At 72.1% G+C, this 19,582-nt stretch carries 18 protein-coding genes and 1 pseudogene; 12 read left to right on the top strand and 7 right to left on the bottom strand.

All coding sequences use genetic code 11. The features are described 5' to 3' along the window. The first annotated feature begins 116 nt into the window (after positions 1 to 116). Positions 117 to 512, top strand: coding sequence for a PPOX class F420-dependent oxidoreductase (locus OTB20_RS04235; protein WP_267815242.1), 396 nt, complete (start codon positions 117 to 119; stop codon positions 510 to 512). A gap of 52 nt (positions 513 to 564) precedes the next feature. Here the strand turns inward: OTB20_RS04235 and OTB20_RS04230 are convergent, their stop codons facing one another. Then, positions 565 to 1,509 (bottom strand): alpha/beta hydrolase, encoded by a 945-nt coding sequence (locus OTB20_RS04230; RefSeq protein WP_267815241.1) that lies wholly within the window; start codon positions 1,507 to 1,509, stop codon positions 565 to 567. Positions 1,510 to 1,779: 270 nt separating this feature from the next. Here OTB20_RS04230 and OTB20_RS04225 point away from each other — a divergent pair, with 270 nt between their 5' ends. Continuing rightward, positions 1,780 to 2,217: an ATP-binding protein gene (locus OTB20_RS04225; RefSeq protein ID WP_267815240.1), complete on the top strand. Its 438-nt coding sequence runs from the start codon at positions 1,780 to 1,782 to the stop codon at positions 2,215 to 2,217. A gap of 101 nt (positions 2,218 to 2,318) precedes the next feature. Here the strand turns inward: OTB20_RS04225 and OTB20_RS04220 are convergent, their stop codons facing one another. Beyond that, entirely contained in the window at positions 2,319 to 3,311 is a 993-nt protein-coding gene (locus tag OTB20_RS04220) for a LacI family DNA-binding transcriptional regulator (protein WP_267815239.1), read from the bottom strand. Between the two features lie 416 nt (positions 3,312 to 3,727). On the opposite strand from OTB20_RS04220, the gene OTB20_RS04215 reads away from it, so the two are divergent. The 6 genes and pseudogenes from OTB20_RS04215 to OTB20_RS04190 all read left to right on the top strand — a co-directional run. Further along, positions 3,728 to 5,446 (top strand): discoidin domain-containing protein, encoded by a 1,719-nt coding sequence (locus OTB20_RS04215; RefSeq protein WP_267815238.1) that lies wholly within the window; start codon positions 3,728 to 3,730, stop codon positions 5,444 to 5,446. Between the two features lie 69 nt (positions 5,447 to 5,515). Then, a complete protein-coding gene (locus OTB20_RS04210; RefSeq protein WP_267815237.1) occupies positions 5,516 to 6,886 on the top strand; it encodes a DUF1996 domain-containing protein in 1,371 nt (456 codons plus the stop codon). Then, positions 6,862 to 7,416 carry a DUF305 domain-containing protein gene (locus tag OTB20_RS04205; protein ID WP_267815236.1) on the top strand — a complete coding sequence of 185 codons (555 nt, stop codon included), beginning with the start codon at positions 6,862 to 6,864 and terminating at the stop codon, positions 7,414 to 7,416. The genes OTB20_RS04210 and OTB20_RS04205 overlap by 25 nt, the downstream gene beginning before the upstream one ends. A gap of 133 nt (positions 7,417 to 7,549) precedes the next feature. Then, positions 7,550 to 8,926 carry a GH1 family beta-glucosidase gene (locus tag OTB20_RS04200; RefSeq protein ID WP_267815235.1) on the top strand — a complete coding sequence of 459 codons (1,377 nt, stop codon included), beginning with the start codon at positions 7,550 to 7,552 and terminating at the stop codon, positions 8,924 to 8,926. After that, entirely contained in the window at positions 8,923 to 10,170 is a 1,248-nt protein-coding gene (locus OTB20_RS04195) for an MFS transporter (RefSeq protein ID WP_267815234.1), read from the top strand. The genes OTB20_RS04200 and OTB20_RS04195 overlap by 4 nt, the downstream gene beginning before the upstream one ends. Positions 10,171 to 10,507: 337 nt before the next feature. Then, positions 10,508 to 11,149: pseudogene (locus OTB20_RS04190) on the top strand (VanW family protein); the annotation flags it as partial. A 229-nt stretch (positions 11,150 to 11,378) separates the two neighbouring features. Here the strand turns inward: OTB20_RS04190 and OTB20_RS04185 are convergent. Genes OTB20_RS04185 through OTB20_RS04175 form a run of 3 tightly spaced genes read right to left on the bottom strand, consistent with a single transcriptional unit; the run spans position 11,379 to position 13,041 of the window. After that, the gene (locus tag OTB20_RS04185) at positions 11,379 to 12,350 is read right to left on the bottom strand and encodes an NAD(P)-dependent alcohol dehydrogenase (RefSeq protein ID WP_267815233.1); all 972 of its coding nucleotides are present in this window, start codon (positions 12,348 to 12,350) and stop codon (positions 11,379 to 11,381) included. Then, positions 12,347 to 12,520: a helix-turn-helix transcriptional regulator gene (locus OTB20_RS04180; protein ID WP_420716327.1), complete on the bottom strand. Its 174-nt coding sequence runs from the start codon at positions 12,518 to 12,520 to the stop codon at positions 12,347 to 12,349. Before OTB20_RS04180 ends, OTB20_RS04185 begins: the two co-directional genes overlap by 4 nt. Positions 12,521 to 12,573: 53 nt before the next feature. Continuing rightward, positions 12,574 to 13,041 carry a hypothetical protein gene (locus OTB20_RS04175; RefSeq protein ID WP_267815232.1) on the bottom strand — a complete coding sequence of 156 codons (468 nt, stop codon included), beginning with the start codon at positions 13,039 to 13,041 and terminating at the stop codon, positions 12,574 to 12,576. Between the two features lie 135 nt (positions 13,042 to 13,176). Here OTB20_RS04175 and OTB20_RS04170 point away from each other — a divergent pair, with 135 nt between their 5' ends. From OTB20_RS04170 to OTB20_RS04155, 4 genes are all read left to right on the top strand, one after another. Beyond that, the gene (locus OTB20_RS04170; RefSeq protein WP_267815231.1) at positions 13,177 to 13,863 is read left to right on the top strand and encodes a hypothetical protein; all 687 of its coding nucleotides are present in this window, start codon (positions 13,177 to 13,179) and stop codon (positions 13,861 to 13,863) included. A gap of 71 nt (positions 13,864 to 13,934) precedes the next feature. After that, positions 13,935 to 14,204: a ferredoxin gene (locus OTB20_RS04165; protein ID WP_267815361.1), complete on the top strand. Its 270-nt coding sequence runs from the start codon at positions 13,935 to 13,937 to the stop codon at positions 14,202 to 14,204. Continuing rightward, complete coding sequence (locus OTB20_RS04160; RefSeq protein ID WP_267815230.1) at positions 14,197 to 15,591, top strand: NAD(P)/FAD-dependent oxidoreductase; 1,395 nt, start codon at positions 14,197 to 14,199, stop codon at positions 15,589 to 15,591. Before OTB20_RS04165 ends, OTB20_RS04160 begins: the two co-directional genes overlap by 8 nt. Positions 15,592 to 15,616: 25 nt before the next feature. Beyond that, positions 15,617 to 16,855 (top strand): cytochrome P450, encoded by a 1,239-nt coding sequence (locus tag OTB20_RS04155; protein WP_267815229.1) that lies wholly within the window; start codon positions 15,617 to 15,619, stop codon positions 16,853 to 16,855. Between the two features lie 208 nt (positions 16,856 to 17,063). Here OTB20_RS04155 and OTB20_RS04150 read toward each other — a convergent pair whose 3' ends face one another. Beyond that, complete coding sequence (locus tag OTB20_RS04150; protein ID WP_267815228.1) at positions 17,064 to 17,315, bottom strand: EF-hand domain-containing protein; 252 nt, start codon at positions 17,313 to 17,315, stop codon at positions 17,064 to 17,066. A 203-nt stretch (positions 17,316 to 17,518) separates the two neighbouring features. Then, positions 17,519 to 19,570 carry a prolyl oligopeptidase family serine peptidase gene (locus tag OTB20_RS04145; RefSeq protein ID WP_267815227.1) on the bottom strand — a complete coding sequence of 684 codons (2,052 nt, stop codon included), beginning with the start codon at positions 19,568 to 19,570 and terminating at the stop codon, positions 17,519 to 17,521. Positions 19,571 to 19,582: the final 12 nt, after the last annotated feature.

Here is a 19,582-nt window from a genome sequence, read left to right as displayed (position 1 = left end):
CAAGGAAACAGCCCCTGGTTTTCTGCCATGTGACCCTGCGTCGGGAAGTACCCGGCCCTCGCGTCTGTTCTACGCAAGCGGTGACCATCCGGGTTGCCAGGCAGAAGGGGGAGGCCATGTCCGTGGCGTTCAACGAGGAGACGCGCAAGCTTCTGGACGGGAGGAACTTCGCCACCGTCGCGACGCTCGACCAGGACGGCGGGCCACACACCTCGGTGGTCTGGATGGCAAGGGACGGGGACACGGTGCTGTTCTCCACCACGGCGGGGCGGCAGAAGGCCCGGAACCTCGCTCGGGACCCGCGGGTCAGCCTGACCGTCTACGACGCCGAGAACCCGTACCACTCCGTGGACATCCGCGGCACGGCCGAACTGATCGAGGACCGGGAGAAATCCCTTCCGCGCGAGCTCTCGCAGAAGTACCTCGGCGAGGACCCGATCGCCGAGGCTGACGACGTCCTCCGGCTGATCGTCCGGGTGACTCCGCGGAGGATCACCGGCTTCTCCGTCTGAGCCGGCGGCTTCCTGTGCCGCGACCGGCGGCACAGGAAGCACAGTCGCTGATTCAGACGCCCGCGCCCAGGTGGCGGCCGAGGAAGGTGACGCTCTCCGTGACGATCGATTCGATGTCCGGGGATCCCAGGAAGATGTGGTCGGCGCCCTCCACCGGCCGCAGAGTGACCTCGCCCCCGGCCTGGGTGAGGGCCTCGGCGAGCTGTTCGCTCTGGCTGTACGGGACCAGGCCGTCCTGCGTTCCGTGGATCAGCAGGAACGGCGGCAGCCCCGGCAGGCAGGCGTGCGTGACCGGGCTCGCGGTCCGTGCCAGCGCCGGACGCTCGGCTACGGTGCCGCCGAGGAGGGCCGCGTAGGGGTCGGGGAAGTCCGGCCCGCCGGGCATCTCGGGCATGGGGTGGTCGGCGAGGGCGATCAGGTCGGACACCCCGTACCAGTCGACGACGGCCAGCACTCCGGTGTCACCGCTCCCTACACCCTGCGTGCCCTCCAGGGCCGGACTGTCCGGGCCCACCAGGCCTGCGAGGGCCGCCAGATGGCCGCCCGCGGACTCACCCCATACGCCGATCCGGTCACCGTCCAGGCCGAGGGCGGCGGCGAACTTGCGGACGTAGCGGATCGCGGCCTTCACATCGTGCAACTGGGCCGGGAAGGGCGCCTCCAGGCTGTGCCGGTAGTCGATCGAGACGAGTGCGAGCCCCGCCCCCAGCACCGATCCGTGCAGCAGCTCCACGGGGACGGTCGGCGGCGGATAGCGGCGGTCGCCGTCCAGCCAGCCACCGCCGTGGATCCAGATCACGACCGGGAAGGGACCCTCCCCCGCCGGGACCCGGACGTCGAGCAGCCGGGGGCGGAAGCCCGGCGTGGTCGCGTACGTGAGCCCGTCGTGGCGCCGGATCCCGTGCTCGTCCGTCACCGCGGGGTCGGGGGTCCGATAGGGCGGAGGCGGCCATGTCATATCGGCGAGGTCGAGTGCGGCGGGAGGCGATTGCGTCATTGCGGCCCATCCAGTTCTGCGTGGTTTCGGGGGAGGGAGCGGAGGACGGCGAGGCACGTCAGGGGCACGGATTCGTAACGCATGTCCCAAATGCTTGCGTGAGACCCTCGGCCGGAACTAACGTGTTACACGTGTAATCACGACTTTAGCGACACGGCTCCGCGAACCACAAGACCATCGGCGGTGCGAGTTCACCCCTGGTTACACGAGCCATGAACGAGGGCGCCGCACACGTGCCCCTCCCTTCCCCCTCCCCTACGGGAGTCCCCCATGCTCACCTCCACGTGTCCTCCCGCCTGCGGCTTCGCCCACTGGACAGCCGATCCCGACGCGGCGAGCGTTCCGCTCCTGCGCTCCCACGTCCGAGCCGCGCTCGACGGCTGGCGGGTCTCCGCCGAGATCGCCGAGGTACTGCTGCTCGCCGTCAGCGAGCTCGTCACAAACGTCGTCCTGCACGCTGCCGCCGCCACCGCCCTCATGCGCGTCGGACTCTCCCTCCGAGGAGGCTGGCTCGAGCTCGAGGTGGCCGACGGGGCGGCCGCGCTCCCCCGGCTGCCGCACCTCCGCACCGAGGCGGCGGACCCGGAAGCCGAACACGGGCGCGGCCTGCTGATCGTCCAGCTCTCGGCGGCCGAGACGGGCGGCCGGCTCTCCGTCGTGGCCCACGGGTGCGGGAAGTCCGTACGGGTCCGGATCCCGGCCGCCTGAAGCGAGCCGCCGGCCACGCGCACCCGCAACGGCCAAGCCCGCCGTGCGGCCGTGCGCACCGTACGGCCAAGCCCCCCCGGGCGGCCGCGAGGAGCGTGCGGTCAGGTCGATTCGCGGATCACGAGCGCGTTCGGCATGACCACCGGTTCCCTGGAGCCCCCCTCGATCAGCCCCAGGAGCAGCCGCACCGTGGCCGTGGCCTGGTCGGCCATGGGGCTGCGTACGGAGGTGAGGGCTGGGACGGTGTACGCGGCGGCCTCTATGTCGTCGAAGCCGACGACGGCCACGTCCTCGGGGACCCGGCGGCCCGCCTGTCGCAGGGTGCGCAGGGCGCCGATCGCCATCAGGTCGTTCGCCGCGAACACCGCGTCCAGCGCAGGGTCGTCCTCCAGCAGCTGCCGCATGGCCTCGGCCCCGGAGGCCCTGGTGAAATCGCCCAGCGCCACGATGGACCGGCGGCCGGTGTCGCGCAGGGCGGCGCGGTAGCCGTCGAGACGCTCGCGCGCCTCGAAGAGGTCCAGGGGCCCGGTGATGGTGGCGATCCGGCGCCGGCCCCGCTCCAAGAGGTGGCGTACGGCGAGCGTGGCGCCGGCCGCGTTGTCCAGTTCCACGTACGGCACGTCCTGGGCGGAGGTGCGGTTGAACGAGGCGACCGGCAGGCCGGTCCTGGCCAGCGCGGCGGGCAGCGGATCCGCGCCGTGCAGGGCGACGAGCATGACGCCGTCCACGTGCCCGCCGGCCACGTACTCCTCGACCCGGGACCGGCTCCGGTCGGATTCGGCGAGCATGAGCACGACCTGTTTTCCGGCGGACTCCAGCTCCCTGCTGACGGCGCGCACGACGGTGGAGAAGAGGGGGTCGTCGGAGAGCACTCCCTGGGGAGGGTCGGAGACGACCACGGCCACCGCGTGGGTGCGGCGGGTGACCAGGTTGCGGGCGGCGGCGTTGGGCACGTAGCCCAGTTCGCGCACGGCCCGCATGACGACCTCGCGGATCTCGGGCGCGACCGTGGTCTCGCCGTTGACCACACGGGAAACGCTCGATCTGGACACGCCCGCACGGGCCGCGACCACTTCCAGCGTGGGTCTTCTCATTCCGGCCCGTTCGTTCGGTGGCGCCTGCGGGTCGGGCAGCCGGCCCGCGGGGGAGCGTTCTCCGGAGATGGTGGCCCGGCGCCTGATCGACTGTCAACAGTATGCGGCCTGGCGGGTGTTGCCTTCAGCCACAGGTCGGGGAGCCGACTGTGCGGGCTTCTCGCTGGTCAGCCGGTTCACCGTGGGGCGTGCGGGTACTGAGAGAACGCTCCATCAGGCAACGAACCGGTGCCGCCGGTATTTCCACGCGATGACGGGACACCTTGACAGCTCTGAGGGGCCGCCCCATCCTCACCCCTCAGGGAGCGCTCCCCGGCGCCCTCAGGATCCCCCGCCCTTCCGTCTCCTCCCCATCACTTCCTCCCCCATCACTTCCTCCCCCCTCGACTCTTCCCCCCTCGCCTTCAGGAGCCGCCGTGCCTCCGTCGCTGCGCCGCCTCGGCTTATTCCTCGCCGTCGCGCTCACCCTCCTCACCTTCAGCACCCTCCCCGCCTCCCCCGCCCGGGCCGCCGAAACCCTCCTGTCGCAGGGCAAGCCGGTCACCGTGTCCGGCAGCGAGCCCGGCTACACCCCCGCGAGCGCCGTCGACGGGAACCAGGGCACCCGCTGGTCCAGCGCCTTCACGGACCCGCAGTGGATCCAGGTGGACCTGGGGGCCACCGCCGCCATCAGCAGGGTCTCCCTCAACTGGGAGGGCGCCTACGCCAAGGCGCTCCAGATCCAGGTCTCGGCCGACGCCACGAACTGGACCACGGTCTACGGGACGACCTCCGGCGCCGGCGGCGCCCAGAACCTGGCCGTGTCCGGAACCGGCCGCTACGTGCGGATGTACGGAACCCAGCGCGCCACCGGATACGGCTACTCGCTCTGGGAGTTCCAGGTCTACGGAACCCCCGGCAGCGGTGACGGCGGCGGCGACGCGCTCCTCTCCTACGGCAGGACGGGCGCGGCATCCTCCGCGCAGGCCGACGGGAACTGCTGGGAGTGCACGCCCGCCAGGGCCTTCGACCGTGATCCCGCCTCCCGTTGGGCGACCAGCCCGACCACCGGCTGGACGGATCCCGGCTGGATCTCCGTGGACCTCGGCGCGCCCGCGCAGATCCACAAGGTGGCCCTCCAGTGGGATCCGGCGTACGCCAAGTCCTTCCAGATCCAGGTCTCCCCGGACGGGAACACGTGGACGTCCGTCTACTCCACGACGGCGGGCACGGGCTTCAAGCAGACCCTGACCGTCTCGGGCTCCGGACGGTACGTGCGGATGTACGGCACCGAGCGCGCGACCCCGTACGGATACTCCCTGTGGGAGTTCCAGGTGTACGGCACCGGCGGCGCCCCGGTGACTCCCCCGCCGCTCCCGCCGGACCCGGCGAACCCGCCGAGGCTGGTGTGGAGCGACGAGTTCGACGGCCCCGCGGCCGGCAAGCCCGACCAGGCGAAGTGGAGGGCGGACCCGGGCACCGGGCAGAACGGCGAGCTGGAGTACTACACCGACCACCAGAACGCCGCGATGGACGGAGCGGGCCACCTCGTCATGGAGGCCCGCAAGGAGGCCACGCCCGGCAAGGGCTGCCCGCCCGACCCGCTGACCGGCAGTACGACCTGCCAGTACACCTCCGCCAGGATGAACACCGGGGCCACCTTCCAGTTCACGTACGGGCGCGTCGAGGCCCGGATCAAGGTCCCCAAGGGCAATGGGCTGTGGCCGGCGTTCTGGATGATGGGCGGCGACTTCCTGACCGGGCGGCCGTGGCCGTACAACGGCGAGGTCGACATCATGGAGGTCCTCGGCAAGGACGTGAAGACCTCGTACTCCACCGTCCACGCGCCCGCCTACAACGGCGGCGGCGGGATCGGCGGCCCGTACAAGCTGCCCCAGGACGCCGACTTCTCCGACGACTTCCACGTCTGGGCCGCCGACTGGAACAGCAAGGGCATCGTCTACAGCCTGGACGGGCGGACCGTCTTCACCCTCGACAAGGAGACGGTGGAACGCACCCGCGGTCCGTGGGTCTTCGACCACCCCTCCTACATGATCCTCAACCTCGCGGTGGGCGGTGACTGGCCCGGTCCGACGGATGCCACCACGCCGTTCCCGGCCCGGATGCTCGTCGACTACGTGCGCGTCTACCAGTGACCCGCCGGGGCTGCCCGGCCACCATCGGCAGCCCCTTTCCCCTCCCCCACCGACAGACAAGGAATCGTCATGCGAAAACCCCGGTTCACGCTCCACGCCCTCCTCGCGGGCGCACTGGCAACCGCCCTGGCCGCGAGCCTCGGTGCCACGGTGACCAGCGCGCCCGCCCGGGCCGCCGACACCGTCCTGGTCCAGGCCGAGTCCTACGCGGCGCAGTCCGGTGTAGGACTCGAAACGACCGGCGACACGGGTGGCGGCCAGAACGCCGCGTACCTCGCGAACGGCGACTGGATGCGCTTCGACAACGTCGACCTGGGCGCCTCCGGCCCGCTGACGGTCTCGGCGCGGGTGGCCTCGGCCATCGGCGGTCCCGGCGCCATCGAGCTGCGCACCGGTTCTCCGACGGGCCCGCTGTTCGCACAGTTCGACATCGCGGCCACCGGTGGCTGGCAGAGCTGGGCCACGCGGACCGCCGACGTGGCCACCCATCCCGCCGGCTCCCAGTCGGTGTTCGCGGTCATGCGCAGCACTGGGGCCGGGGACTTCGTGAACGTCAACTGGTTCTCGTTCGGAGCCGGTTCCTCGCCGGGCTGGGTGTCGATCGACCAGGCGAAGTGGGACGCCCAACTGGCCCAGTTCCGGGCGATGACCCCCGCGCCGGTGCCCGCGAATTCCGTCCGGGTACCCGAGTTCAACGCCACCTGCGTCTACAGCCACTCCAAGCCCGACGACCCGATCGTGGCCCCGGGGCTGCCGGGCGCCTCCCACATGCACAGCTTTTTCGGCAACCGCAGCACGGACGCGTTCACCACGACGGAGTCGTTGCTGTCGCACACCGCGACGAGCTGCACCCCCGCCAAGGACCTGTCCAGCTACTGGATTCCGACCCTGTACGAGCGCGGCAACGCCGTCGAGCCCGAGGGCATGGTCGTCTACTACGGGTCCCGGCTGCCCGATCCCACGGCGACGGTGCCGTTCCCCCAGGGCTTCCGGATGATCGCGGGCAACGCCAAGTCACAGGTGCCCACTCCGGCCGGCTCGGTCAACCAGTTCTACTGTGCGGGCGAGGGCGGGGAGATCGGCCGCAGCTCGGACGGCAACTGGCCGGTGTGCGCGCCGAAGGCCACGCTCGTGTACCAGCTCGTCTTCCCCGACTGCTGGGACGGCAAGCACCTCGACAGTCCCGACCACAAGTCGCACGTGTCCTTCACGACCTACAACGGCAAGTGCGGGGGCGCCTATCCGGTGGCCATCCCCTCGGTCTCCTTCGTGATCGGCTATCCGACCGGCGGAAACCCGGACGGCCTCTCCCTGGCCTCGGGCATGGCCTCTTCCATCCACGGCGACTTCTTCAACGCCTGGGACAACGCGGCCCTCGGGCAGCGTGTGAAGGACTGCGTCGTTCAGAGCGCCAAGTGCAACTCCGCCGGTACGTTCTGACCCGGCGGCCGGCGTGGGCCCTGCTCGCGGTGTTCCTGCTCGCCGGCTGCGCTGCGCAGCCGGTGAGCGGGCCGCCGCGGGCAGCGGCCTTCAACGCCACCGACATCTCCTGGATCCAGCTGATGATCCCGATGGACGAGCGGGCCCGGCTGCTGACGGATCTGGCGCCGGGGCGGGCCGGGGATCCGGCGCTGGCCCGGTTCGCGGAGCGGGCGGCACAAAGGCAGGGGGCCGAACTGGCTGATCTGCGCGGGCTCCTGGCGCGGTCCGCGGCGCCCGACACCCGCCCGCACGAGGGGCACGACATGCCGGGCATGGTCACCGCCGACACCGTGCGCAGGGCCGGGGCGCTGTCGGGGGAGGAATTCGACCGGGTCTACGCCGCCGCCCTGCGCGCACACCTCACCCAGTCCCTGCTGCTCTGCGCGGGCGAACGGGCCTCGGGCGGGGCCGGGGAGGCGCGGGAGCTCGCCGGGGAGATGGAGGAGGCCGGCTCGGAGCAGCTGGCCCTGCTCGACGCGGCACGGTAAAAGTTGAGAATTGTTCACTTTCCATTGACAGGGCGGGTCCGGGGACCCGAAAGTGCCGTGAGCAGCGCGCCCGCCGGCGCGTCCCCGCACCCGTGCCGGGGATCCCGCGCGTCCCCGACCTAAGCGAGTCCGCATGAGCGCATCCGTACCGCCCGTACCCCGTTTTCCGGCCGGCTTCCGCTGGGGGGTCTCCGCCTCCGCCTTCCAGATCGAGGGCTCGCCGACGGCCGACGGCCGGGGGCCCTCCTCCTGGGACGCCTTCACCAGGGAGCAGGGGCGCGTCAAGGACGGCTCGCACGCGGAGGTGGCCACCGACCACTACCGCCGCTACCGCGAGGACGTTGCCCTGATGGGCGGACTGGGCGTGGACGCCTACCGGTTCTCCGTCTCCTGGTCCCGGGTCCTGCCCGACGGGCAGGGGGCCGTCAACCGGGCGGGGCTGGACTTCTACGACCGGCTCGTCGACGAGCTGTGCGCTGCGGGGATCGATCCGGTACCCACCCTCTTCCACTGGGACACCCCGCTCGCCCTGGAGGAGCGGGGCGGCTGGCTGAAGCGCGACACCGCCGAGCGGTTCGCGGCGTACGCCACGGTGGTCGCCGAACGGCTCGCCGACCGCGTGCCCATGTGGATCACCATCAACGAGCCCGCCGAGGTCACCCTCCTCGGGTACGGGCTCGGCGAGCACGCCCCCGGCAAACAGCTCGTCTTCGACGCCCTGCCCGCCGCCCACCACCAGTTGCTGGCCCACGGTCTGGGCGTACAGGCCCTGCGCGCGGCGGGCGCCCGCCACATCGGCATAGCCGCCTCGCACAGCCCGGTGTGGACCGCCGGGGACAGCGAGGAGGACCGGGAGGCGGCCGAGCTGTACGACACGCTCACCAACCGGCTCTTCTCGGACCCGATCCTGACCGGCGCCTACCCGGCCGGCCTGGAGGCGCTCCTGCCCGGGCCGGTGGCACAGGACCTCAAGGCCATCTCGGCCCCGCTGGACTGGTACGGAGTCAACTACTACAACCCGATGCTCGTCGGCGCCCCCACCCCGGCCGGCGCCTCCGCCTTCGGCGGCATCGAGATGCCCTCCGGCCTGCCCTTCGGCATCCGGGAGATCGAGGGGTACGAGCGCACCGACTTCGACTGGCCGGTGGTCCCGGACGGACTGCGCGAACTGCTGGCCACCCTGCGCGCACGCTACGGCGACCGGCTGCCGCCCCTGTACATCACCGAGAACGGCTGCTCGTACGGCGACGGGCCCGACCCGGGCACGGGCAGGATCCAGGACGCGCGCCGGATCGCCTATCACGAGGGCCACGTCCGCGCCCTGCACGAGGCGATGGCCGAGGGCGCCGACGTCCGCGGCTACTTCATCTGGTCGATCCTGGACAACTTCGAGTGGGCGGAGGGCTATCGGCAGCGGTTCGGCCTGGTCCACGTCAACTACGAGACGCTGGCGCGGACCCCCAAGGAGTCGTACGCCTGGTACCGCGACCTGATCAAGAGCGGCAGGTGACCGCCGGGCCGAAGGCCGCGGCGGATGCGGGTACCGCCGCGGCGCCCGGCGGCCGGTGGGTGAGCGCGCTGTCCTTCGCGAACCTCGGGGTCTGGGTCGGCTGGTTCGGACCGCTGCAGCTGCTCCTGGCGCGCCAGGCCGAGCACCTCACCCCCGACCACAAGGCGTCCACGCTCGCCGTGGTGACGGGGCTGGGAGCGGCCGTCTCGATGGTCGCCAATCCCGTCTTCGGAGCGCTGTCCGACCGTACGACGGCGCGCGCGGGCCGCCGCATCCCCTGGGTGGCGGGCGGAGTGGCGGGCGGGGCCGCCGGCCTCGTGGTCCTCGGGTTCGCGCAGAGCCTCGCGGTGGTGATCGCGGGCTGGTGCCTGGTCCAGCTCGCCCTCAACGCGGCCTTCTCCGCGCTCACCGCGGCCGTCCCCGACCAGGTCCCGGCCCGGCAGCGCGGCCTGGTCGGCGGCTGGCTCGGCGTCTCCCAGGTCATCGGGATCCTGGTCGGCACGGCGCTGGCCACGGTCGCGGGCGGGATCACCGCCGGCTATCTGGCCTGCGCGGCCTTCTCCGTGCTCGCGGCCGTGCCGTACCTGCTGATGCGGCGGGACTCGGTGCTGGCCCGCGCCGCCCGGCCGGCCTTCCGGTGGCGCAGCTTCGTGACCGGCTTCTGGATCGACCCGCGCCGCCATCCCGACTTCGGCTGGGCCTGGCTGACCCGGTTCCTGATGAACCTCTCGTACTCCATCAGCACGATGTACCTGCTGTACTACCTGACCGACGCCGTGCGCTACGGGGGCGACGCGGACACCGGCGTCCTGATCCTCACGGCGCTCAACGCCCTCACCCTGCTCTCCACGGTGGTGATCAGCGGCGTCCGGTCGGACCGCAGCGGCCGCCGGAAGTCCTACGTCATCCGCTCGGGGCTGGTCATCGCCGCGGCCACGCTGCTGCTCGCCGTCTGGCAGACCTGGACCGGCGCGGTCGTCGCCTCACTCATTCTGGGCCTCGGCTTCGGCGTGTACACGGCGGTGGACTTCGCCCTGCTCACGGACGTACTGCCGACCGCCGAGGACCGGGGCAAGGACCTGGGCGTCATCAACATCGCCAACGCACTGCCGCAGGTGCTGGCCCCGGTGATCGCGGCCCCGGTCGTCACCCACCTCGGCGGGTACACGGCCCTGTACGCCCTGGCGGGCGCGCTGGCCCTCGCGGGATCGCTGCTGGTCCGACGGATCCGGTCGGTTCCGTAGGCCGGCTCCCCGCCCTACCCTCCCGGGCTGCCCGGGCTGCCCTGGCTGCCCTGGCTGCCCTGGCCGCCCACGTGAGAACCGGCACATTTTTCGCCCTTTTGGTCCGATTTAGACCAAGCTTGTGTGGTTCGGGGATTCCAGAGCGACAGGGAGAGACATGCGACGCGCCCACGGCCGTACCGCCACCACGCGGATCGCCCTGATATCGGCGGGCACCGCCGCCGTACTCGGCCTCGGGGGCCTGGCCGCCGGTCCCGCGGCCGCAGCCGACGGGCCCGCGGCGGACCGGGCGACCGGCCACACGGCCGCCCCCCAGGCCCCCGCCGGGCAGCAGGTGCTCTCCTCCTTCACCGTCGCCTTTCCCGCCGCGCCCTACCGCACCCACAACATCGCGCGCGCCGTGGAGCTGATCAACGGCGCGGTCGTGCGGCCCGGCGAGATCTGGAGCTTCAACCAGGCGGTGGGTGAGCGCACCAAGGAGAACGGCTTCGTCGACGGCATCATGATCAACGACGGCCGTTACGTGAAATCGCCCGGCGGCGGCGTCTCCGCGGTCGCGACGACCATGTACAACGCCATGTTCTTCGCGGGCCTGAAGCCGGTCGAGCACGGGGCGCACTCCTTCTACATCGAGCGGTACCCGGAAGGCCGCGAGGCCACCGTCGCCTGGGGCACCCTCGACCTGCGCTGGCAGAACGACTCCGGGTCCCCGGTCACCGTCCTCGCCAAGTCCACCGACACCTCGGTGACCGTCACCCTGCTCGGCACGAAGCAGTACGACGAGATCCGCGCGACCAAGGGCCCGCGGACCCACGTCACGCCGCCGGCGAAGCGCACCGACACCGGCCCCACCTGCGAGGCACAGACCCCGCTGGAGGGATTCGACGTCTCCGTCGACCGCGTCTTCGTCCGGGCCGGCCACGAGGTCGGCCGGGAGACGTTCCGTACGCACTACACCCCGCGCGACGAAATCATCTGCGCCCCGCAATCCCCGACGGCCACGCCCGGCACGACGCCGCCGGGCACCCCCGGGGACACGGCCACACCGGCGGCGCCCGGCGCCTCCGCAGCGCCTGGCTCGTCCGCAGCGCCTGCCACGCCCACCGCGACCGCTTCGCCCACCCCGTCCGGCACCGGCTCGACACCGTCCGCCCGGGTCGCGTCCCCGGGCGCCACGGGCTGATCCGGCCCGATCCGGGGGACGCGCCCTAAGGCGTGATGAGGATCTTCCCGCGCGCCTCACCCCGGTGGAGCCGGTCGATGGCGTCCGGGGCCTCGGCGAGCGGGCAGGTGAGCTGGACGGCGGGGGACAGCGTGCCGTCCTCGACGTGCCGCCGCAGGACCTCCAGGTCGGCCTGGCGCTCGGCGGAGATGAACCCCTTGAGGCCGTGGCGCACGAAGGGGTTCAGCAGCGCCGCCCAGAGGACCCGGCCCATGCCGCCCAGCCAGCGGCCGCCGCCCTCGCCGCCGATGATCACGAGCGTCCCGCGCGGGGTCAGGGCGCGCCTGAGATGGGCCAGGGGGCGGTTGCCCGCGGTGTCCAGGACGAGGTCGTAGCGGCGGGCGCCGTCGGCGAACTCCTCGCGGGTGTAGTCGATGACCTCGTCCGCGCCGAGCGCGCGCACCAGCTCCGTCTTGGTGGTGCTGCACACTCCGGTGACGTGCGCCCCGTACGCCTTGGCCAGTTGCACCGCGAAGGTGCCGACCCCGCCCGCGGCGCCGATGACCAGGACCCGCTGCCCGGGCCGCACCCGCCCCGCGTCGCGCAGCGCCTGGAGCGCGGTGAGCCCGGAGATCGGGAGGGCGGCGGCCTCCTCCAGGGGCAGGCCGGCGGGCTTGTGCGCGAGCCTGTCCTGCCGGGCGGTCGCGTACTGCGCGAAGGAGCCCTCGCAGATGCCGAACACCTCGTCCCCCACGCGGAAGGCGCTCACCCCCTCCCCGACCGCCTCGACCAGCCCGGAGACCTCCCGGCCGCGCACGGGAACGCTCGGTGCGCGCAGTCCGTACCCCATGAGCCGCAGCAGGTAGGGCCTGCCGCTCATGAGGTGCCAGACCCCCGCGTCCACGGCGGCTGCCCGCACGGCTATGAGCACCTCGCCCTCGCCCGGTGTCGGGGTTTCGATGTCCCTCAGCTCCAGCACCTCGCTGGAGCCGTACCTGTACTGCGTGATCGCCTTCACGGCGTCTCCCCTTCCTCGTCCCCGTATTGGAATACCTGTTCGAGCGGCACCGCGAAGACGCGGGCGATCCTGAACGCCGTCTCCAGCGAGGGCGAGTAACGGCCCTTCTCGATGGCGATGACGGTCTGCCGGGTCACGCCGATGCGCTCCGCCAGCTCCGCCTGGGTCATCTCCGCGCGCTCGAAGCGCAGGGTCCTGATCCGGTTCGTGATGCCGGTCGGCTTCACCACGACTGGAACCCCCAGCGGTAGGCGGCGAGCTTCACGACCGAGCCGAGCACCGCCGAGAGGACGAAGCCCAGGTAGAGGGCGTTCGAGATCCAGAAACGGTCGGCCCCGGCCATGGAGAGGATCAGCGCGGCCACGGCGCCGATGACGAGGAAGGACTGTCCGGCGTGCTCGCCCAGGCGGCCGATCTCCTTGTCGCGCTGGTCCTTGACGTCGGCCTCACCGGGTGCGGCCGCCGCGACCGCGATGTTCATGAGCATCGCGGCCACGATGGCGCCGCCGACCGTCCAGAGCAGCGGGGTGATGTACGGGACCTCCGCGAGGGGGACGCCGTCGCCGGGCCGGCCCAGCACGAGGGCCAGGTAGACGGCGTACCCGACGACCGCGACCACCCCCATGATCCATGCGCGCTTCTCTTCGAAGGCCACGACCGCACCCGCTCCCATGTAAAAGAACTTTGACATCACGAAGGTAAAAGAACCCATACTCGATGTCAATGATTTCTTACATCACCCTGCCTTGGGCGGAACCCCGGCCCGCCGTCACCCGGGCGCGCGGCCCCGCTGGCACCACGGCCGTACCCCGGGCTTGCTGGACGAATGAGACTAGGAACACCGGGGACCGCCCCGGGACAGAGCCTGAGCACCCCCCGGGCGGCGGGGCTGGCGGGGATCCTCTTCGCCGCCCTCATGGCGGCGGCGATCGTGCTGGCCCGGATCGCCCTGCCGCAGGGAGGCGGCGCGGCCCGGATCGAGGTCACCGCGGGCCAGCGGGACGCGGTGACCACGGCGCTGGAGCTCGTCCCCTTCGCGGGCATCGCCTTCCTGTGGTTCATGGGCGCGCTGCGCGAACACGCCGGTGAGGCCGAGGACCGGTTCGTCACCACCGTCTTCCTGGGCAGCGGGCTGATCTTCGTCGCCAGTCTCTTCGGCGCCGCCGCGGCCGCCGGTACGGTGCTGGACGACGATCAGCCCCAGGAGTTCGGCCGCCACTTCGCCTACACACTGCTGACCACGTACGGGATGCGGATGGCCGCCGTGTTCGTGTTCGCCACCGCCACGATCGGGCGCCGGCTCGGGGTCTTCCCGCGCCCACTGGCCCTGACCGGATACCTCGCGGGCCTGGTGCTGCTGGTGGCCGGCTCCTCCGTGCCCTGGTCCGAGCTGGTCTTCCCGGCCTGGGCCCTGATCGTGAGCCTTTACATCCTGCGGTCGGGGCGGGGCCGCGCCACCGCCCCGGATCCTGCGGGCCCGGCGCACGGACGGCACTCCAATGGCGGTGGCTGACGGGCTCCCCGGCCCCACCGCGCGCAGGCTGGTCGGGAAGCCCAGGGGGGCTCCGAGAGGACCACACCTTGCTGAGGCTCGTCGTCGATCTCAACCGGTGCCAGGGGTACGCGCAGTGCGCCTTCCTCGCCCCCGACGTCTTCGCGATGCACGGGGACGAGGGGCTTCTCTACGATCCCCAGGCCGAGGAAGCCCAGCGCGAACGCATCACCCAGGCCGTCGCCGCCTGCCCCGTGCAGGCGATCCTCGTGGACGATCTGGACCTGCCCGATCCCGGCGGTGCCACCGCCCGGCGCACCCCTGCCGCCGCCGCGGCCGGCGGGGAGGCATCCGATGCCTGACACCGCCCTGGACCAGCTCAAGCGCTCCGGCCGGATCGTGGTCGTCGGCGCCTCCCTGGCCGGTCTGCGTGCCGCCGAGGTCATGCGGGAGAAGGGCTTCGCCGGCTCGCTGACCCTGATCGGCGACGAGCCCCACGAGCCGTACGACCGCCCTCCGCTGTCCAAGCAGGTGCTGCTGGGCCGGGCCGACGCCGAGCACACCCTGCTTCCCCGGCGACGCGACATCGACGCCGAATGGCGGCTGGGCGTCGCGGCCACCGGCCTCGACATGGCGGCCCGTACGGTCAAGCTCGCCGACGGCGACGAAGTCCCGTACGACCGCCTGCTGATCGCCACCGGAGTCCGGGCCCGGCCCTGGCCGAACGAGGCCGAGGGCGAACTCTCCGGGGTCTTCACCCTGCGCACCCGCGAGGACGGGGCGGGGCTGGCCCGTGCGCTGGCGGCCGGACCGCGCCGGGTCCTGGTCATCGGCGCCGGGTTCACCGGCTCCGAGATCGCCTCGGCGTGCCGCGAACGCGGGCTGGAGGTGACCGTCGCCGAACGCGGGGACGCCCCCCTGGTCGGCGCCCTCGGCGGGGTGATCGGGGCGGTCGCCGCCGAACTCCACCGGGAGAACGGCGTCGACCTGCGGACCGGGATCATGGTGACCGGCCTGGAGGGCGACTCCAGCGGACGGGTGCGGGCCGCGCACCTCTCCGACGGCAGCACACTCGAATGCGACGTGGTGGTCGTCTCGCTCGGCGCCCAGCGCAACACCGAGTGGCTGACCGGCTCCGGACTCGGGGCGGGTCCGCGCGGCATCGCCTGCGACGCGGGCTGCCGGGCCTTCGACCTGCGCGGGATCGTCACCGACGACATCTACGTGGCGGGCGACGTGGCCCGCTCCCCGCACGCCCTGTTCGGCTACCAGTTCCTCTCCCTGGAGCACTGGGGCAACGCCGTGGCGCAGGCCGAGACGGCCGCCCACAACATGCTGAGCGAGAGCACCGACCGCCGCCCGCACCTGTGGGTGCCGGCGTTCTGGTCCTCCCAGTTCGGGGTGAACATCAAGTCGGTCGGCGTGCCCTCCATGGGTACCGAGATCATGATCACCCAGGGGTCGCGGGCCGAGCGCCGCTTCACGGGGGTCTACGGCTACCAGGGCCGGGTCATCGGCGCCGTCACCTTCGACAACGCCCGCTGGCTGCCGTTCTACGAGCGGCAGATCGAGTGCACCGCACCCTTCCCGCCCCCGTTCACCACGGTGGACCGGCGCGCCGACGGGCAGCGGCCGATCCCGGCGGACTTCCCCGACCCCTCGATCCCCACGCACGGCCCGACCATCACCCTCAGCGGGTACTCGCCGGCCGACCGCCGGATCGCCACCTTCACCCCCGCCGGGCACTGACCCGCACGTTCCCGGAGGATCCGCCATGTCCCACGGCATCCTGAGCCAGATCCTGGACTACGCCAACCGCGCGAACCCGTACCCCCTCTACGAGGAGCTGCGCAAGACTCCCGTCTTCCACGACGGGACCGGACCCTACGTCGTCAGCTCCTACTACGACATCCACAACCTGCTGCACGATCCACGGCTCAGCTCCGACTCCCGCAACCTGGCCGCCACGGCCGGGGACCCGCTGGCCGAGGGCGGGGAGGGGGAGCAGACGGCGCTGCCGCCGAGCTTCCTGAAGCTGGACCCGCCGGAGCACGACCGGCTGCGCCGGATGACCAACCGGCCCTTCGGCCCGCCGCACTCCCCGCGCCGGGTCGACGGGATGCGCGGCGGGCTGAAGGACATCGTCACCGGCCTCATCGACAACCTCGGGGACACCGAACGGATCGACCTGGTCGACCAGTTCGCCTACCCGTTCCCGGTGACGATGATCTGCCAGCTGCTGGGCGTCCCGCGCGAGGACGAGGCCCGCTTCCACGTCTGGGCCGACACCCTGGCGGCCAGCCTGGACCCCGATCCCGACTCGGATCCCGCCGAACGCCAGCGCAAGACCCACGACTCCCGGATGGAGCTGGGCATGTACCTGGCCGGGCTGATCGAGGAGCGGCGCAAGGCCCCCGGCGACGACATGCTCTCCCAGCTGGCCGTGGCGGACGGCCCGGACGGGGCCATGTCCACGATGGAGCTGCTCAGCACGGCGGCCCTGCTGCTGATCGCCGGCCACGAGACCACGGTCAATCTGATCACCAACGGGATGCTGACACTGCTGCGCAATCCGGATGTGCTGGAGCAACTGCGACAGAACCCCGGTCTGGCCGTACCGCTGGTGGAGGAGCTGCTGCGGTTCGAGCCGCCGGTGCAGCTGCTGCCGCAGCGCACCCCGCTCGTGGACATCGAGGTCGGCGGAGTCACCATCCCCAAGGGTTCGTCCATGTGGCTGATCCTGGCCTCCGGCAACCGGGACCCGAACCGCTTCGAGAACCCGGACCGCTTCGACCCGTACCGCAAGGACATCCAGCACCTGGGTCTGGGCAGCGGCATCCACAGCTGCTTCGGCGCCCCGCTGGCGCGGCTGGAGGCGCAGCTGGCGCTGAGCGAGCTGGCCCGGCGGCTGGAGAACCCGCGGCTGCTGGAGGATCCGCCGCCCTACCGGCAGAACGCGGTCCTGCGCGGGCCCCGGCACCTGCGGATCGCCTGCGACGGGATCCGCGACTGATCGACGACCTAGTGCTGTGGCCGGGAAGGTGTGCCGGGTCGCGGTGTCCGGTGCGGTGCATCGCAAGGCGGAGGGCCGAGGCTCGTACCGGACGTACTTGCCCGGTCCGACAACGCAGGGGGCACCTCCCAGCGGTAGCTGGGGGAGAAGTGCCGTGCCGGGCGCCGCGACACGGTGAACCTTTCCGGTCACCGCACTAGACTAGGCGCTACCAGCCGAAGCGGCGGTCCACCTCGTGCTCGAACTCCTCGAAGGTCAGTACCTCGTCGCCGTCCAGGTTCGCCCGGTCGAAGAGGGCCGAGGAGGCGTCCACGTCGCCCACGGCCCAGAAGGGCAGGTCGCCGTGGGCGGCGAGGGTGGGGCCCTTGCTGCGCAGGGCCGTGATCACCTCTACCCGGGTCAGCACACCGTCGCTGTTCAGGTCGAGCGCGTCGAAGAGCTTGCGGGCCTTCTCACTCATGACGTAGGTCCTTTTCGCAGGGCGGCGGGGGCGGGAGGCCACCGGGCGGCGGGGGCCGCCGGACCGACAGCCTATGACCCCCCTGCCGTACGCCCGCCGCCCGGGCGCCCGTCTCCGGTGTCCCCCACGCCCCGGAGGCGGCCGTCCGGGCGGCGGTGCGGACGCCCGGACGGCCGGGGCCGCGCGCCGCACCGGAGCCCCGCTCACCTCGACGGGGTCAGCCGCTCCCACAGGAAGGTGTGCACCAGCGCCTCGTTGAAGGCGGTCTGCCCGTGGTCGGTGGCGCCCGCGTGGCCGCCGCCGAGGTGCTCGTGGAAGAGGACGGGGTGCCCCGACTCCCGCAGCCGGGCGGCCATCTTGCGGGCGTGCCCGGGGTGGACGCGGTCGTCGCGGGTCGAGGTCAGCAGGAGCAGCGGCGGGTACGGGGGCCCGTCCGTCCGGATCTGGTGGTACGGGGAGATCCGCTCCAGGTGGGGCCGGTCGTCCGGGCTGTCGGGATCCCCGTACTCGGCGATCCAGCTCGCGCCGGCGAGCAGCTTGTGGAAGCGGAGCATGTCCAGCAGCGGCACGTGGGCGACGACCGCTCCGAACAGTTCGGGGTCGCGCGTGAGCATCGCGCCCATGAGCAGCCCGCCGTTGCTGCCGCCTTCGATACCGAGCTGGGCGGGGGTGGTGATGTCCCGGGCGACGAGGTCCCGGGCCACGGCGGCGAAGTCCTCGTAGGCCCGGACCCGGCCCGCGCCGATCGCGGCCTTGTGCCAGTCGGGCCCGTACTCGTGCCCGCCCCGGATGCCCGCCACCACGTAGGTGCCGCCCCGCGCGAGCCAGGCGCGGCCGGTGACGGCGCTGTAGCCCGGGACCATGGAGACCTCGAAGCCGCCGTACCCGTACAGCAGGGTGGGACCGGGGCCGGTTCGGTCCTCGGGTCCGACGACGAAGTACGGCACCCTCGTGCCGTCCGCGGAGCTCGCGAAGTGCTGGCGGACCGCGAGACCGTCGGTGTCGAAGAGGGCGGGGCCCTGCTTGACGGTCTCGTCGGCGCCGGACGGGGCCGTCCCCCGGTAGAGGGTGGACGGCTGGAGGTATCCCGCGACGTTCAGGAAGAACTCGTCGCTCACGTCCGGGTCCGTACCCGTGACGGAGGCCGTGGACAGCGGCGGGACGCCGGCCAGCGGGGTGCGGCTCCAGCCGCCGGGGCCCGGCCCGGGGGTCAGGATCTCCAGCCGGGAGGAGACGTCGGCGCTGGCGGTGAGGATCAGGTGGTGGCGGGTCCAGCTCCAGCCCGCGAGCGCGGTGTGCTCGTCCGGGGTGAAGAGCACCGCCGCCTCCCGCTCCCCCGCCAGGAAGGCCTCGAAGTCGAAGGCGAGCAGACTGCCCGCGGCGTGGCCGAGCCACGGCGACTTCGGCGCGACGAGCAGCCACTCGCGGTGAACGGACGCACTGGCGTCGGCCGGAACCTCGATCTTCACGGGCTCGGCCGTCTCCGAGGGCTCGGCGCCCTTCCCGCCCCCGGGGAGGAGGAGCAGCTCCTGCTTCCAGAAGTCGATCTGCCGGTGGACGAAGTCCCGTTCGAATCCGGGTGTGTCGTCGTGCCAGGCGGAGGCGGACAGGTCCGTCGGCCGGCCCTCGTAGACCGTCTCCGCCTCCGCCAGGGGCGTGCCGCGCAGCCATCGGCGCGCCTGGAGGGGGTAGCCGGACGCGGACATCGAACCGGGGCCGAAGTCCGTCCCGATCCAGACCCGGTCCCGGTCGATCCAGCCGATCCGGGTCTTGGCCTCGGCGACCTCGAACCCGCCCTCGACGAACTCCAGCTCCTGAAGGTCGAACTCGCGGACCACACAGGCGTCCGCGCCGTCCCTCGACAGCATGACCAGGGCGTGACGGTGGTCGGGCGCCAGGACGGCGCTGCCCGCCCAGGCCCACTTCTCCCCCTCCGCCTCGGCGAGCGCGTCCAGGTCCAGGACCGGCTCCCAGTCGGGCCGCTCCTTGCGGTACTCCTCCAGCGTGGTGCGCCGCCACAGGCCGCGAACGTGGTCGGCGTCCTGCCAGAAGTTGTACAGGTGGCGTCCGCGCCGGCGTGCGTACGGGATCCTGCCGTCGTCGTCGAGGACCTCGCGGATCCCCGACTCCAGCACCTTGAACCCGGGATCCGACGCCAGCGCGGACACCGTTTCCTCGTTGCGCTCACGCACCCAGGCGAGGGCGGCCTCGCCGGTGACGTCTTCCAGCCAGAGGTAAGGGTCTTCATCGCTCATCCGCCGATTGTG

Source organism: Streptomyces sp. H27-H1 (assembly GCF_026627445.1).
Taxonomy (GTDB): domain Bacteria; phylum Actinomycetota; class Actinomycetes; order Streptomycetales; family Streptomycetaceae; genus Streptomyces.
This window is presented reverse-complemented; position numbering and strand designations above follow the sequence as displayed.